The sequence below is a fragment of the Nocardioides sp. YR527 genome (assembly GCF_900101045.1).
Taxonomy (GTDB): domain Bacteria; phylum Actinomycetota; class Actinomycetes; order Propionibacteriales; family Nocardioidaceae; genus Nocardioides.
This window is the reverse complement of the sequence record NZ_FNFN01000001.1, coordinates 420,499-433,903: the sequence shown is the minus strand read 5'-3', so window position 1 is coordinate 433,903 and position 13,405 is coordinate 420,499. Positions and strand designations below refer to the sequence as shown.

15 protein-coding genes are annotated in these 13,405 nt (G+C 68.3%); 5 read left to right on the top strand and 10 right to left on the bottom strand.

Annotated elements, in window-relative coordinates; all coding sequences use genetic code 11:
* The first annotated feature begins 35 nt into the window (after window positions 1-35).
* On the top strand, window positions 36-476 hold the full coding sequence (locus BLT25_RS02035) for a VOC family protein (protein ID WP_091041357.1): 441 nt from the start codon (window positions 36-38) through the stop codon (window positions 474-476).
* A gap of 61 nt (window positions 477-537) precedes the next feature.
* Here the strand turns inward: BLT25_RS02035 and prcA are convergent, their stop codons facing one another.
* The 4 genes from prcA to dop form a co-directional block, all read right to left on the bottom strand.
* Window positions 538-1,362 carry a proteasome subunit alpha gene (gene prcA / locus BLT25_RS02030; protein ID WP_091041356.1) on the bottom strand — a complete coding sequence of 275 codons (825 nt, stop codon included), beginning with the start codon at window positions 1,360-1,362 and terminating at the stop codon, window positions 538-540.
* On the bottom strand, window positions 1,359-2,195 hold the full coding sequence (gene prcB / locus BLT25_RS02025) for a proteasome subunit beta (RefSeq protein ID WP_091041355.1): 837 nt from the start codon (window positions 2,193-2,195) through the stop codon (window positions 1,359-1,361). The genes prcA and prcB overlap by 4 nt, the downstream gene beginning before the upstream one ends.
* Before the next feature lie 3 nt (window positions 2,196-2,198).
* Window positions 2,199-2,396 carry a ubiquitin-like protein Pup gene (locus BLT25_RS02020; RefSeq protein ID WP_008356645.1) on the bottom strand — a complete coding sequence of 66 codons (198 nt, stop codon included), beginning with the start codon at window positions 2,394-2,396 and terminating at the stop codon, window positions 2,199-2,201.
* Window positions 2,397-2,512: 116 nt separating this feature from the next.
* Window positions 2,513-4,024 (bottom strand): depupylase/deamidase Dop, encoded by a 1,512-nt coding sequence (dop, locus tag BLT25_RS02015; RefSeq protein WP_091041354.1) that lies wholly within the window; start codon window positions 4,022-4,024, stop codon window positions 2,513-2,515.
* A 223-nt stretch (window positions 4,025-4,247) separates the two neighbouring features.
* Between dop and BLT25_RS02010 the strand changes: the two genes are divergently transcribed.
* Together BLT25_RS02010 and BLT25_RS02005 are read left to right on the top strand one after the other, a co-directional pair.
* Complete coding sequence (locus BLT25_RS02010) at window positions 4,248-4,874, top strand: GNAT family N-acetyltransferase (protein WP_091041353.1); 627 nt, start codon at window positions 4,248-4,250, stop codon at window positions 4,872-4,874.
* Between the two features lie 6 nt (window positions 4,875-4,880).
* Window positions 4,881-5,534: a class I SAM-dependent methyltransferase gene (locus tag BLT25_RS02005; RefSeq protein WP_091041351.1), complete on the top strand. Its 654-nt coding sequence runs from the start codon at window positions 4,881-4,883 to the stop codon at window positions 5,532-5,534.
* A 112-nt stretch (window positions 5,535-5,646) separates the two neighbouring features.
* Here BLT25_RS02005 and BLT25_RS02000 read toward each other — a convergent pair whose 3' ends face one another.
* From BLT25_RS02000 to BLT25_RS01990, 3 genes are all read right to left on the bottom strand, one after another.
* Window positions 5,647-6,588, bottom strand: a complete 942-nt coding sequence (locus BLT25_RS02000) for a type IV toxin-antitoxin system AbiEi family antitoxin domain-containing protein (protein ID WP_091041350.1) — start codon at window positions 6,586-6,588, stop codon at window positions 5,647-5,649.
* Window positions 6,589-6,804: 216 nt separating this feature from the next.
* Complete coding sequence (locus BLT25_RS01995; protein ID WP_091041348.1) at window positions 6,805-7,146, bottom strand: hypothetical protein; 342 nt, start codon at window positions 7,144-7,146, stop codon at window positions 6,805-6,807.
* 19 nt (window positions 7,147-7,165) lie between these two features.
* Window positions 7,166-7,351, bottom strand: coding sequence for a hypothetical protein (locus tag BLT25_RS01990; protein WP_143033614.1), 186 nt, complete (start codon window positions 7,349-7,351; stop codon window positions 7,166-7,168).
* A 191-nt stretch (window positions 7,352-7,542) separates the two neighbouring features.
* Between BLT25_RS01990 and BLT25_RS01985 the strand changes: the two genes are divergently transcribed.
* Entirely contained in the window at window positions 7,543-8,712 is a 1,170-nt protein-coding gene (locus tag BLT25_RS01985; RefSeq protein ID WP_091041346.1) for a DUF2157 domain-containing protein, read from the top strand.
* Entirely contained in the window at window positions 8,709-9,170 is a 462-nt protein-coding gene (locus BLT25_RS01980; protein ID WP_091041344.1) for a GDYXXLXY domain-containing protein, read from the top strand. Before BLT25_RS01985 ends, BLT25_RS01980 begins: the two co-directional genes overlap by 4 nt.
* A 64-nt stretch (window positions 9,171-9,234) precedes the next feature.
* On the opposite strand, the gene arc is transcribed toward BLT25_RS01980, so the two are convergent.
* The 3 genes from arc to BLT25_RS29675 form a co-directional block, all read right to left on the bottom strand.
* A complete protein-coding gene (gene arc, locus BLT25_RS01975; RefSeq protein ID WP_091041342.1) occupies window positions 9,235-10,998 on the bottom strand; it encodes a proteasome ATPase in 1,764 nt (587 codons plus the stop codon).
* 149 nt (window positions 10,999-11,147) lie between these two features.
* The gene (locus BLT25_RS01970; RefSeq protein ID WP_305367615.1) at window positions 11,148-12,137 is read right to left on the bottom strand and encodes a tRNA (adenine-N1)-methyltransferase; all 990 of its coding nucleotides are present in this window, start codon (window positions 12,135-12,137) and stop codon (window positions 11,148-11,150) included.
* A 45-nt stretch (window positions 12,138-12,182) separates the two neighbouring features.
* Window positions 12,183-13,379, bottom strand: a complete 1,197-nt coding sequence (locus BLT25_RS29675) for a site-2 protease family protein (RefSeq protein WP_091041340.1) — start codon at window positions 13,377-13,379, stop codon at window positions 12,183-12,185.
* Window positions 13,380-13,405 lie beyond the last annotated feature (26 nt).

The window sequence follows — 13,405 nt, the reverse complement described above, 5'->3', positions numbered from 1 at the left end:
GGCAGAGACACCCGACGAACACGAGGATGGCAGTCATGACACACCTGTTGAAGTTCGACCACGTCGGCATCACCGTCGCCGACATCGACCTGGCCACGGAGTTCTTCGTCGACCTGGGCCTGGAGATCGAGGGACGCACGTTCGTCGAGGGCGAGTTCATCGACACCGTCTGCGGACTCCCGGGATCACGCTGCGAGGTCGTGATGCTGCGCCCGCCGGGTGGCGACACCACCCTCGAGCTCGCCCGGTTCGTACGTCCCGACCATGTGCCCGGCACGCCCGAGGCGATGGCCAACGTCCTGGGTCTGCGCAACGTCTGCTTCCAGGTCGACGACCTCGACGCGGTTCTCGCGGCCCTGGCGGAGAAGGGCTACGGGCTGGTCGGCGGAGTCGGCGTCTACGAGGACGTCGTGCGGATGGCGTACGTGCGCGGGCCCGAAGGCATCGTCGTCTCGCTCTCGGACCAGATCGGCTGACGCCTGAGATGTGGCGTGGGAGTGCTGAGGCCACCGCCTCAGCACTCCCACGTCGCCGAGATCAGCTTATCGGCGGGGCGATCGGCGGCTCGCCGTCGTCTTCTGCCGGCGGGGCCAGCGGGGCCTCGTCGACCGGCTTCTCGGCCGGCTTCTCCGCCGGCTTGGCTGCCTCGACCTCTGCGGTCGGGGCGGCCGAGCCGAGGATCTCGACCAGCGTCGCCGGCCGGATCCTGCGGAACTTGCGCGGCTGGGTGCGGTTGCGGTCGAGGACCGCGACCTCGAGGTTCTTCGCCTCGATCTCCCGGTCCTCGGTCTCGGTGTGACCGAGCGCGGCGACCGCCAGCTTGATGGCGTCCTCGAGCGAGGCGCCCTCGGTGTAGCGCTCCTTGAGGTAGCCACCGACGGCCTCGGCGGCACCGCCGATGGCGGCGAAGCCGTGCTCGTCGACGACCTGGCCGTCGTAGGTGAGCCGGTAGAGCTGGTCCGCCTCCGCGGTGTCGCCGATCTCGCCGACGAACAGCTCGACCTCGTAGGGCTTCTCCCCGCCCGAGGAGAAGATCGTGCCGAGGGTCTGGGCGTAGGCGTTGGCCAGGCCGCGGCCGGTGACGTCTCGCCGGTCGTAGGCGTAACCGCGCATGTCGGCCAGTCGCACGCCGGCGATGCGGAGGTTCTCGAACTCGTTGTAGCGCCCGACCGCGGCGAAGGCGATCCGGTCGTAGATCTCGCTCACCTTGTGCAGCGCCGCCGAGGGGTTCTCGGAGGCGAACACGATGCCGTCGGCGTACTGCAGCGAGACCAGCGCCCGACCTCGGGAGATGCCCTTGCGCGCGAAGTCCGCGCGGTCGCGCATCAGCTGCTCAGGAGAGACATAGAACGGAGTGCTCATCGGCCACCCTCCAGCTCGGCGATGGGACCGTCGGGCCGCTGCAGCCTCCCGGTGATGACGGCCTCGGCTACGGCCGCGACCTCGGCGTCGGGCAGCGTCCGCCCGCCGTCGGCGGTGATCACGTGGACCAGCGGGAACAGCTTGCGGGTCAGGTCCGGGCCGCCGGTGGCCGAGTCGTCGTCGGCCGCGTCGTAGAGCGCCTGGACCAGGACCGCGACCAGCGTGGCCTCGTCGAGGTCGGGCCGGTAGAGCTTCTTCAGGGCACCCTTGGCGAACAGCGAGCCGGACCCGACACCGGAGTATCCGGTCTGCTCGTAACGGCCGCCGGTCGGGTCGTAGCCGTAGATCTTCCCCGTGCCGGAATCAGGGTCGAACCCGACGAAGAGCGGCACCACGACCAGGCCCTGCATCGCCATCGGGAGGTTGCCCCGGACGAGGGCGGAGAGCCGACTGGCCTTGCCCTCGATCGAGAGCGTGGTGCCCTCGATCTTCTCGTAGTGCTCCAGCTCGGTCTGGAAGAGCTTGACCAGCTCGACCGCGAGCCCCGCGGAGCCGGCGATACCGACCGCGGAGTATTCGTCGGACGGGAAGACCTTGCGCATGTCGCGCTCGGCGATCAGGTTGCCCTGCGTGGCCCGCCGGTCACCGGCGATGATCACGCCACCGGGGAAGGTGGCCGCGACGATCGTGGTGCCGTGCGGCGCGATGTCGCCCAGGTTGGCCGGGACCGGGTGATGACCCGGGAGCAGCTCTGGGGACTGCGCGGTCAGGAAATCGGCAAAGGACGAGGTGCCCGGCGTCATGTAGGCGGCCGGGATACGGGACTCGGACATCTCCTACTGCCCGCCCTTCTGGATGAAGGACTTCACGAAGTCCTCGGCGTTGGTCTCCAGGACGTCGTCGATCTCGTCCAGGATGTCGTCGACGTCGGAGTCAAGCGCTTCCTTGCGCTCATTCACATCGGTCTCGGGCGCGGTCTCGACGGACTCCTCCGTCTCGGAGGACTTCTTCGGCTGCTTCTGCTCCTGTGCCATGTCTTCAACCTATCCACTAGCACCGACAAACCTGAGGAAACAATGCCCGATTTCGCTACGGGAGGAAGCAGAAGTCGAACGTTGGACCGAGATGTGGCACGAGTCGCGATCGACGCTCAGGAACCGGTCAGCCGGTTGAAGAGGTCGACGGCGGTGTCGGAGGAGTCGAGCAGGCCTCCGACGTGCTTCTTCGTGCCGCGCAGCGGGTCGATGGTCGGCACCCGCTGCAACGACTCGCGGCCGGGCAGGTCGAAGATGACCGAGTCCCAGCTGGCGGCAGCGACGTTCTCGGAGTACTTCTCCAGGCAGCGGCCGCGGAAGTAGGCCCGGGTGTCGCTCGGCGGCTCGTGCATCGCCTTCTCCACCAGGTCGTCGGTCATCAGGCGCTGGATCCGCCCGGCGCGGACGAGTCGGTGGTAGAGACCCTTCTCGGGGCGGATGTCGGCGTACTGCAGGTCGATCAGATGGAGCTTCGGGTCGTCCCACTCCAGACCGTCTCGGTCGCGGTAGCCGAGGAGGAGCTTGTACTTGGCCACCCAGTCGAGCTCGCCGGCGCACTCCATCGGGTCGCGCTCGAGGCGGTCGAGCACCGACTCCCAGCGCTCCAGGACGTCCTTGGTCTGGTAGTCCGCGTCGGAGCCGTAGCGCTCCTCGACAAACTTCTTGGCCAGGTCCAGATACTCCATCTGCAGCTGGACACCGGTCAGCTTGCGACCGTCCTTGAGCGTGATCAGCGTCTTCAGCGACGGGTCGTGAGAGACCGCGCGCAGCGACGAGACCGGGCCGTCGACGCTGAGATCACGGGTGATGTAGCCGTCCTCGATCATGGCCAGCACCAGCGACGTACTCCCGACCTTGAGGTAGGTCGAGATCTCGGCGAGGTTGGCGTCGCCGAGGATCACATGGAGGCGGCGGTACTTCTCCGGGTCGGCGTGGGGCTCGTCGCGGGTGTTGATGATCGGCCGCTTGAGCGTGGTCTCCAGCCCGACCTCGACCTCGAAGAAGTCGGCGCGCTGGGAGATCTGGAAGCCGTGCTTGGGACGCTCCTGGCCGATCCCGACCCGCCCGGCGCCGGCGAAGACCTGCCGCGAGACGAAGAACGGGGTCAGGTGCTTGACGATGTCGGCGAACGCGGTCGAGCGGCGCATGAGGAAGTTCTCGTGCGCGCCGTAGGAGACACCCTTGTTGTCGGTGTTGTTCTTGTAGAGGTGGATCTGCGGGTTGCCCGGCAGCCGCGCGGCCGCGCGGGAGGCGTCGAGCATGACCTGCTCACCCGCCTTGTCCCAGCGCACCACGTCGAGCGGGTTGGTCACCTCGGGACAGGAGAACTCCGGGTGGGCGTGGTCGACGTAGAGCCGGGCGCCGTTGGTGAGGATGACGTTGGCCAGCCCCAGGTCCTCGTCGGTGAGCTGGCTGGGATCGGCCACCTGCCGCGACATGTCGAAGCCGCGCGCGTCGCGCAGCGGCGACTCCTCCTCGAAGTCCCAGCGCGCTCTCCTCGCCTTCAGGGTCGAGGATGCGTACGCGTTGACGACCTGGCTCGAGGCGACCATCGGGTTCGCCTGGGGCTGCCCGGCCACGGAAATTCCGTATTCGACCTCCGTGCCCATCACCCGTCGTACGCTCATCCCGCCACCTCCGTAGCGCAAGCGCAAGAATACGGACGTGGCGGCATGAGGCCGACTGTCGCTCGCTGACGCTCGCTCATGCCTGCAAGGCTACCGGCCACGTGCACGAAGGCACGTGAGCATCCACACGCCACGCTGAGGTTGCCCGAGGTTGTTCGGCTGGGCGGCACCGAGAGGAGACCTGGTGAGGGGAGCGTGGCAGCGGTCATGGTGAGGTTGGCCCATGGGCACTCCTGAGATCCGGCGGGCTACCGCCGACGACCTCGACGATCTCTTCTCGATCTGTCTGCTGACCGGGGCATCGGGCGAGGACGCCACCGAGTTCTACGACGACCCGCGGCTGCCGGGGAACATCTACGCCGCCCCCTACATCGTGCTGCGTCTGGGGCTCGGGTTCGTGGCGGTCGACTCCGAGGGCGTCGTGGGCTACGTCGTCGGCACCCCGTTCACCCGTGCCTTCGAGAAGGAGTGCGAGGAGGACTGGTGGCCCGCGCTCCGCGTCGTCAACCCCGACCCGGGGCCCGACCACGACCGCACCGACTGGAACGCCCGTCTGCGGTCCCAGATCCACCGCCCGCCGCGGATGCTGGGCGAGATCCTCAGCGAGTTCCCGGCACACCTGCACATCAACCTGCTCCCCCGTGCCCAGGGCCAAGGCGTCGGCAAGGAGCTGATCGGGATGATGCTCGGCTCCTTCCACGTCGCCGGCGTACGTGGCGCGCACCTCGGCGTCAGCTCCGCCAACACCCGCGCGATCGGGTTCTACCAGCGCGTCGGCTTCACCACGCTCGTCGAGGGCGAGGACTCGATGCTTCTCGGTGTCCAATGGACCGGCGAGATGGAAGAGTGAGCTCCCATGGGGCTCTGGGAAGCGCGGGTGGTGCCACACATCGTGGACCGCACCTGCGGCATCGCGCAGCTCGAGCCGCTGCGCGAGCAGGCCTGTGACGGTCTCCGCGGCCAGGTCGTCGAGATCGGCTTCGGCAGCGGGAGCAACATCGGCCTCTATCCGTCCGCGGTCACCGAGATCATCGCCGTCGAGCCCTCCGACGTGGCCTGGCAGCTCTCGGCCCCGCGCCGTACGGGCTCATCGGTCCCGGTGAGCCGCGTCGGGCTCGACGGCGCCCAGCTCCCGCTCGCCGACGCCTCGGTCGACACCGCGCTGGTCACCTTCTCGCTGTGCACGATCCCCGACGTCGCCGGCGCCCTGGCCGAGCTGCGCCGCGTCCTACGCCCCGGCGGCACCCTCGGTTTCCTCGAGCACGGCCGGGCCCCCGATCCCGGCGTCGCCCGCTGGCAGCACCGCCTCGACGGTCTCCAGCAGCGCCTCTTCGGCGGCTGCCACCTCGCCCGCGACATCGCGGGCCTGATCGAGGCCGCCGGCTTCACCATCGACGCTCTGGAGCGGTCGTATCTGCCCGGGCCGTCGTTCTCGCGGCCGTGGGGGTATCTCTCGGTCGGGCGGGCGGCTCCTTCGTCAAGGTATGCAGCCGAGGGCACACATCCCTAGCGGAGTTCCGCACGGGATGTGTTGCTTCGTCTGCATACCCTTCGACAGGCTCAGGACACCGCCTTGACGAAGGAACACGCCAACGCTTTGGGCGACGGGTCCTTTCGCCGGCTCAGCTGGCCCGGCGAAGCGCGCGTCGTATGCGGGCAGCGGTGGCAGCGGGATTGGCGAAGTCGCTCCAGATCAGACGGATCATCCAGAAGCCGGTCAGCTCGCGCAGCTCGTCCTCGCGCTTCTTCTCCTCGAAGACAACATCACCGGGATCCTGGCCCGGCTTGAGCAGGCGGCCGTACTTGGTCCGCCCGTCGAACTCGCCCAGCAGACCGAACTCGGGCCACGCCCAGTCGGTCACTCCCGCGATCGAGCCGTCAGCTCGACGCACCTCGTACTGGAGCTCCGGCTGTGGGAGGCCGAAGGAACGGAACAGGTGCTTTCCGCGAGACTCCCCGATCGACCCCGACCGTCCGTCGGCGAACGGAACCAGGCCTCCCACCCGGTGCATGAACGGCCAGTGCTCGACGACCTCGTACGCCGCCTTCAGGCGGTCTCGATCGAACGTCCTGCTCCGCAGGCCGGCGTCCAGCAGGCACCAGGCGGTCTCGATGTCGACACGTGACGCCGCTTCGAGCACGCATCGCTCGGGGAGCACCGCCTTCATCCCGTCGGCTGCCACCACTTCGTGATCCAGGCTGAAGCCTTCGTGGTGCACGACGTCACCTTCGATCCGGCCGGCTCCGCCATCGAGACGAGTCACATGCACCCGGTCCAGCGGCAGGTTCCAGATGTCGATGCCATGGGCGACGACGGCGGACGTGTGGCTCAACGCCACGGCATCGCCCAGCGACCGCATCACCGCTCGAGATCTGACCTGATGCCGCGCGACCTCGTCGAGCTCGAGCCAGGTGGATCCCGGCGCGTACGCACCGCGGCGGATGCGGTGCCACTCGCCCGAGCGCGTCAAGCGAGTGATGTCCCGCTTCGCGTACCCCACCTCCAAGGCCATCCGGGTCGTGAAGAAGCCGTCTCGCTCGAGGAAGTACTCAAGTGCGTCCATGTCCGCAACCCTCACGCTGCGGCCCGCGCCGGGAAACCCTGTTCAGCCGCCCTGTGGATAACTCACGATCGAACCAGGGTGTGGACGGCAATCGGCACGGCGTACGTCATGTTCCTTCATCAAGGTATGCAGTTCAAGGCGCACATCCCCAGCAGAGTTCCGCACGGGATGTATTACCTCGGCTGCATACCTTGACGAAGGGACGCCCCCGCGCCCTCAGCGCTTACGAGTACGCAGCGCGTGGGCGACGTTGACGCCGACGAGGCCGACCCAGGAGATCACCAGGGCGCCGAGGTTGTCGGTGACGCCGAGGGTGATGCTGATCGGGATGCCGGCCACGGCCGAGCCGGCGCCCAGAACGAACTGGAAGACCGAGGTGCGCGACTCGTTGCGCTCGGCGAGGGTTCGGGCGGCAGCGGTGGCGCCGACCCGATCCTGAACGGTCTTCTCGATCCGGTCGGCGAAGCCGGCCACCAGCTCCGCGTCGAACGCATCGCCCAACTCATGGCGGGTCTCCAACCCTGCCTCGATGTCCTTGCGCGCCATCTCGTCTGCCACGTCAGTCAACCTTAGCGATTCAGATGCTGGGGCCCATGTCCCCGACGTTGTGCTGGATGTTGGTTCGCTGCGCCTGAGCATGGGCAGCCTGGACCCCGGCGTCGTTGTTCGGGTCGATCACGCCACCCGGCTTGGCTCGTCCGGACAGGACCCAGACCAGCGCCACGACGCCGAGCACGGCCACGAGCACCACAGCTCCGACCATGATCAACAACCACGATGCCATCCGACTCCCCCGTTCGTGCGGGCCGCCCCGCGAACGCTCAAACACTAGCCCCGCGAACCGCCCACCCGCAGCCGAATAGACGCTGGCCGCCGCCTGCGGAGGCAATGGACGGCCGGAGTTGAGTACGTGTGCTCACGCGCCGCTCCCCTGCGAGCCGCTGCAATGGTCCTATGGACACACGAGCACGACCCATCGCGCCGAGGCGGCTCGACTGGCTGAACGACGAGACCGCCCGCTGGGTGGACGAGGGCATCCTCACAGAGGAGGCCGCCGACACGATCACGAGGCAGTACGTCCCCTCTCGCGCCGGCTCGCTGACGCGGGTCATCTCCTACCTCGGTGGTGCGTTCCTGGGAGTCGGACTGCTGTGGCTCGTGGCGACCAACCTCGATGAGCTGTCTCCGCTGGTGCGGTTCGTCGGGATCGTCTTGGTCTGGCTCGGGTTCACCGCTTCTGCGGAGGCGCTCCCGCTCCCCCGGCCGCTGCGTGGCGCCTTTCGCGGCATCGCGGCGATCGCCTTCGGTGGCGTGATCTTCCAGGCCGCGCAGAGCCTCCAGGTGCCGGCGTACGAGCCCTCGCTGGTGGGGCTGTGGGGGCTCGGGGCGCTTGTGTACGCCTACGCGAGCGCGGGCCTGGCGCCGCTGGTCGTCGGCATCGTGACCACGATGATCTGGTTCGACTGGCAGGTGGTGGCGAGCAGCGAGTCCACCTTCGCCGGCGTGTTCGCGGTGCTTGTCGGGGGCGTAGTCGCGACCGCGATGGCCGCGCTGCACGACCGGCGCCGGGAGAGGTTCGCCGACGTGTGGCGGCTGGCAGGTGGCGTACTCGTCCTGGGTGGTCTCTTCGTCGCCGCCATCCCGCAGGTCGGCGACCGTGACCTGGCGTGGAGCCCGGCCCTCCTCGTGGCGCTGGTGACCGCCGTGCTCCTCACCGGTGTGACCGTGGGGCGTACGAAGGGGCTGTCGCGGTGGGAGGTGCTGACCGCGGCGCTCATCGTGCCGATCGGGCTCGCTCTGGTCGCCTGGGACCCCCACGTCGACGACCTCGACACCGTGTCCGGCGAGGCGTGGCTGTCCGCCTTCGTCAGCATCGCGGTGTACGTCGTCGTGGCCGGTGCCGTCGCCGTCGACGGCTCCGTACGCGACCGAACCCTGCTCGTCGTGCTCGCCACGGGCGCGCTCGTCGTCTTCACGACCATGCAGAGCTTCGCCGTCTTCGCGTCGATCATGTCCGGCGCGACCCTCTTCCTGCTGCTGGGCATGCTCCTGCTGGCCACCGGCTTCGTCTTCGACCGCGCCCGACGAGGCGTGGCCGCCAACCTCGGTGAGGCTCTGCCATGAACGCTCCCCGGTGGGTCGCCCTCACCTGCATCCTCAACCTCGGCCTCGTCGGCTTCGCCGTCGCCGGCCAGCTCTCCGCGCGCGTGACCGGCGAGGAGATCCGGCTCCGCGTCGAGCCGGTCGACCCGATCGACCCGCTCCGTGGTGCCTACGTCGACCTCGCCTACCCCGACATCAGCAGTCGTTCGACCGAGAAGACCGAGGACGTGTACGTCTCGCTGGCACGAAGCGGCAAGGTCTGGAAGGCCACCACGGTGTCAGCCGAACGGCCCGCCGAGCGCCCGTTCCTGAAGTGTCACGACGACGGCTGGCGGCTCAGCTGTGGCATCGAGAGCTTCTTCGTACCGCAGGACCGCGCCCGGGAGGTGGAGGCCGACGTCAACGGCGGCGACGCCGTCGCGGTGGTGAAGGTCGACTCCCGAGGCAACGCGGCGCTCGTCTCGGTGCGGACACGCTGACCGACGCCCAGACGTACGCAGGGCCCGCCACCACGATGGCGGCGGGCCCTGTCGTCAGGCTCTGCTACAGGTACTGACCCGTGTTGGAGACCTGCTCGATCGAACGGCCGGGCTCGGTGCCCTGCTTGCCGGTGATGAGCGTGCGGATGAAGACGATCCGCTCGCCCTTCTTGCCGGAGATGCGGGCCCAGTCGTCGGGGTTGGTGGTGTTGGGGAGGTCCTCGTTCTCCTTGAACTCGTCCACGCAGGCCTGGAGCAGGTGCTGCACCCGCAGACCCTTCTGGCCGGAGTCCTCGCCGGAGTCCAGGAAGGACTTGATGGCCATCTTCTTGGCCCGGTCGACGATGTTCTGGATCATCGCGCCGGAGTTGAAGTCCTTGAAGTAGAGGATCTCCTTGTCACCGTTGGCGTAGGTGACCTCCAGGAAGCGGTTCTCCTCGGACTCCGTGTACATCCGCTCGACGACCGTACGGATCAGCTCGTCGACGGTGGCCTGCTTGTCGCCGTTGAACTCGCCCACGTCGGTCGGGTGCAGCGGCAGGTCGGGGACCAGGTACTTCGAGAAGATGTCACGAGCACCCTCGGCGTCGGGACGCTCGATCTTGATCTTCACGTCCAGACGGCCCGGACGCAGGATCGCCGGGTCGATCATGTCCTCACGGTTGGAGGCACCGATCACCAGCACGTTCTCCAGAGCCTCGACGCCGTCGATCTCGGAGAGGAGCTGCGGAACGATGGTGTTCTCCACGTCGGAGGAGACACCGGTGCCACGGGTGCGGAACAGCGAGTCCATCTCGTCGAAGAAGACGATCACCGGGGTGCCGGCCGCGGCCTTCTCACGAGCCCGCTGGAAGACCAGGCGGATGTGGCGCTCGGTCTCGCCGACGTACTTGTTGAGGAGCTCGGGGCCCTTGATGTTGAGGAAGTAGGACTTGCCGTCCGCTCCCGTCTTCGCGGCGACCTTCTTCGCGAGGCTGTTGGCGACAGCCTTCGCGATCAGGGTCTTGCCACAGCCCGGAGGACCGTAGAGCAGCACGCCCTTGGGTGGCTTGAGCTGGTGCTCGATGAAGAGGTCGGGGTAGAGGTACGGCAGCTCGACCGCGTCCTGGATCTGCTCGATCTGGCCGGCGAGGCCACCGATCGACTCATACGAGATGTCGGGCACCTCCTCCAGGACGAGCTCCTCGACCTCGGACTTCGGCACCTTCTCGTAGACATAGCCCGACCGTGGTTCGAGCAGCAACGAGTCACCGGCGCGGATGGCGTCCTGCAGGAGCGGCTCGGCGAGACGTACGACCCGTTCCTCGTCGGCATTGGCGATCACCAGGGCGCGCTCACCGTCGGCGAGCAGCTCCTTGAACATCACCACCTCGCCGACCTTCTCGAACTCCATCGCGGCCACGACGTTCAGCGCCTCGTTGAGCATGACCTCCTGGCCATAGCGCAGCTCGTCGAGGTCGACGTTGGGCGATGCGGTCACCCGGAGCTTGCGCCCGCCGGTGAAGACATCGATCGAGTCGTCCTCGTTGCGCTCGATGAAGGTGCCGAAGCCTGCTGGCGGCTGTGCCAGCCGGTCGACCTCCTCCTTGAGCTTGATGATCTGGTCTCGGGCATCCCGAAGCGTCACGGTGAGTCGCTCGTTCTGCGACGTAACGGCGGCCAGGGAGCGCTGCGCGTCGGCGAGCCGCGCCTCCAGGCCACGCGAAGATCCGGGCATCTCGGTCAGTCTGTGCCGCAGGTCGGTCACCTCAGCTTCGAGGAAACGGACATGACTCTCGAGCTCCTCGGGGCTGCGCCCCTCGGAATGGAATCCGTCGGATGTCGACATCAGCACACCTCCTCTACTGCTTCGACCCTACAAGGGAGAGGGGCAGGAGAGGAGAAGGATTTACCGGTGTTGGACACTATTCGTCGACAGCGGCCACGTTCGTGTCGACCCGTGGCACACCGGAAGATGTGCGCCGTTGCGGAGCGGACTCAGTCCACCTCGGCGCCATCCTCGGGCAGGATCTCCGCGACCGGCTCGGGAACCGGCATGTCGGCCGGGCGCGGGCCGGTGTAGTCAGGCCCGTACGCCCCGGGGGCAGGTCGACGCGTCTTGCGCGGCGCACGCTCGCCCGGCGCCAGCTTCCTGGCCGTGACGAGGAAGGCGGTGTGGCCGATCATCTTGTGGCCCGGACGCACCGCGAGACCCTCGACGTGCCAGTCGCGCACCAGCGACTCCCAGGCCTGCGGCTCGGTGAACCCGCCGTGGGCGCGGACCGTCTCGACGAAGCGGGACAGCTGGGTGGTGGTCGCGACGTAGGCGCAGACCATGCCACCGGGGTAGAGCGCCTCGGCAGCCGCGTCGACGCACTCCCACGGAGCGAGCATGTCGAGGATCAGCCGGTCGCAGCGGATCTGCTGGCGCGGGAGCTCCTCCTGGAGATCGCCCAGGTTGAGCGACCAGCTCGGGTGGGACTCCCCCGCCGGCGTACCGAAGAACTGGTCGACGTTCTTGCGGGCGACCTCGGCGAACTCCTCGCGACGCTCGAAGGAGGTGACCGTGCCGAACGGGCCCACCGCACGCAGCAGCGAGCAGGTCAGGGCGCCGGATCCGACCCCGGCCTCAACCACGGAGGCACCCGGGAAGATGTCGGCCATGGCGACGATCTGGGCGGCGTCCTTGGGGTAGACCACCGCTGCGCCGCGCGGCATCGAGACCACGAACTCCGACAGGAGCGGGCGGAAGACCAGGTACTCGCCGCCCGTCGAGGCGGTGACCGTGAAGCCCTCCTCGCGGCCGATCAGCTCGTCGTGATCGATGTGGCCCTTGTTGGAGAAGAAGCGCTTGCCGGCGACGAGCTCGAAGTTGTGGCGGCGACCCTTGGTGTCGGTCAGCCGCACCCACTCGCCCTCACGAAGTGGCCCGCGGTGCACGCCCGCTCGGGCCTCGGCCGGGATGTCTGGGATATCAGCGCTTGACACCCGCCGAGGCTACCCGTTTCCCGGGCCAACCCGGCAAACCGCGGCTCAGGCTCCCGCGCGGAAGGCCGCGTCGACGTCGGAGGTGACCAGTACGCCGTAGATCGAGCCGTCGGGCTCGACCAGGAGGTATTCGGGCGCCGGGGTCTTGGAGATCGCCTTGACCAGGGACTCCCCGTCGATGTCGGCCGGGAGGGTGAGGCCGTCCTCGAGCTGACGGGTGACCGTCGAGGTGGCCATCCAGGGACGACGATCCTCCGGGGTCGCCAGCAGCGCGCCCTCGTGGACGAGACCGATCGGCACGCCACCGCTGCTCACCGTGACGATGCTGCCGGCCTCGGCCTCCTGGGCACGACGTACGGCCTCGGCGAGCGGTAGATCGGCGGGGACGGCCAGGGTGCGGCGGGCCAGGTCGCGGGCGACGAGGAGCGGGAGCCGCATGCGCGCCCTCCCCGACATGATCGCCGCGGAGGCGCCGCTCCAGAGGAAGACGCCGATGATGACGGCGAGTACGTAGTCGGTGAGGTCGGGCTGGACACCGAGGATCTGACCCTGGATGAAGGGCCACAGCAGCACGACGACCGCAAGGACGCGGCCGGCCCACCCGGCGACGATGTTGCCGCGGTTGATGTTGCCGGTCACACCCCACACGGCCGCCTTGAACACGCGCCCCCCGTCAAGGGGCAGGCCGGGGACGAGGTTGAGCACGCCGACGAACAGGTTGGTGATCCACAGGCCGGAGACGATCAGGCCGATCAGGCCGTCGGACGTGGTGCGGAACGGGGTGCCGAAGGCGACCACGGAGACGCCGAAGGCGGCCGCCGCGACCCCCAGCGAGACCAGCGGGCCCACGACCGCGATCCAGAACTCGTCCCGAGGCCGCTTCGCCTCCTTCTCCACGGAGGTGGCACCGCCGAGGAAGTGGAGCATGATCACACCCACGGGGTAGCCGAGCCGCTTGGCGACGATCGCGTGCGCCGCCTCGTGCAGCAGCACCGCGCCGTAAAGGACGATCGCGAAGGCGAAGCCGGCGACGTACCTCAACCAGCCCAGGCCGGGCTCCACGGCATCGATCTGGGGCGCCATCAGCCAGGCGATCAGCGCCGCGATGAGGAACCAGGACGGCGTCACCAGGACGTCGCTACCGGCGACGGAGCCGACCTTGATCGTGCCCGGGACTCGGGAGGTGGGCTCCGCCTCTTCGACCGGCTTGTCGCCGCCGGGGCGTGGGTCAGGGTCTGCCACATTCCGAGCGTACTTGAGCAGCGGTT

Coding starts and splice junctions, on each gene's coding strand:
- BLT25_RS02035 (WP_091041357.1), top strand. CDS start 36: ATGACACACCTGTTGAAGTTCGACCACGTCGGCATCACCGTCGCCGAC.
- prcA (WP_091041356.1), bottom strand. CDS start 1,362: ATGAGCACTCCGTTCTATGTCTCTCCTGAGCAGCTGATGCGCGACCGC.
- prcB (WP_091041355.1), bottom strand. CDS start 2,195: ATGTCCGAGTCCCGTATCCCGGCCGCCTACATGACGCCGGGCACCTCG.
- BLT25_RS02020 (WP_008356645.1), bottom strand. CDS start 2,396: ATGGCACAGGAGCAGAAGCAGCCGAAGAAGTCCTCCGAGACGGAGGAG.
- dop (WP_091041354.1), bottom strand. CDS start 4,024: ATGAGCGTACGACGGGTGATGGGCACGGAGGTCGAATACGGAATTTCC.
- BLT25_RS02010 (WP_091041353.1), top strand. CDS start 4,248: ATGGGCACTCCTGAGATCCGGCGGGCTACCGCCGACGACCTCGACGAT.
- BLT25_RS02005 (WP_091041351.1), top strand. CDS start 4,881: ATGGGGCTCTGGGAAGCGCGGGTGGTGCCACACATCGTGGACCGCACC.
- BLT25_RS02000 (WP_091041350.1), bottom strand. CDS start 6,588: ATGGACGCACTTGAGTACTTCCTCGAGCGAGACGGCTTCTTCACGACC.
- BLT25_RS01990 (WP_143033614.1), bottom strand. CDS start 7,351: ATGGTCGGAGCTGTGGTGCTCGTGGCCGTGCTCGGCGTCGTGGCGCTG.
- BLT25_RS01985 (WP_091041346.1), top strand. CDS start 7,543: ATGGACACACGAGCACGACCCATCGCGCCGAGGCGGCTCGACTGGCTG.
- BLT25_RS01980 (WP_091041344.1), top strand. CDS start 8,709: ATGAACGCTCCCCGGTGGGTCGCCCTCACCTGCATCCTCAACCTCGGC.
- arc (WP_091041342.1), bottom strand. CDS start 10,998: ATGTCGACATCCGACGGATTCCATTCCGAGGGGCGCAGCCCCGAGGAG.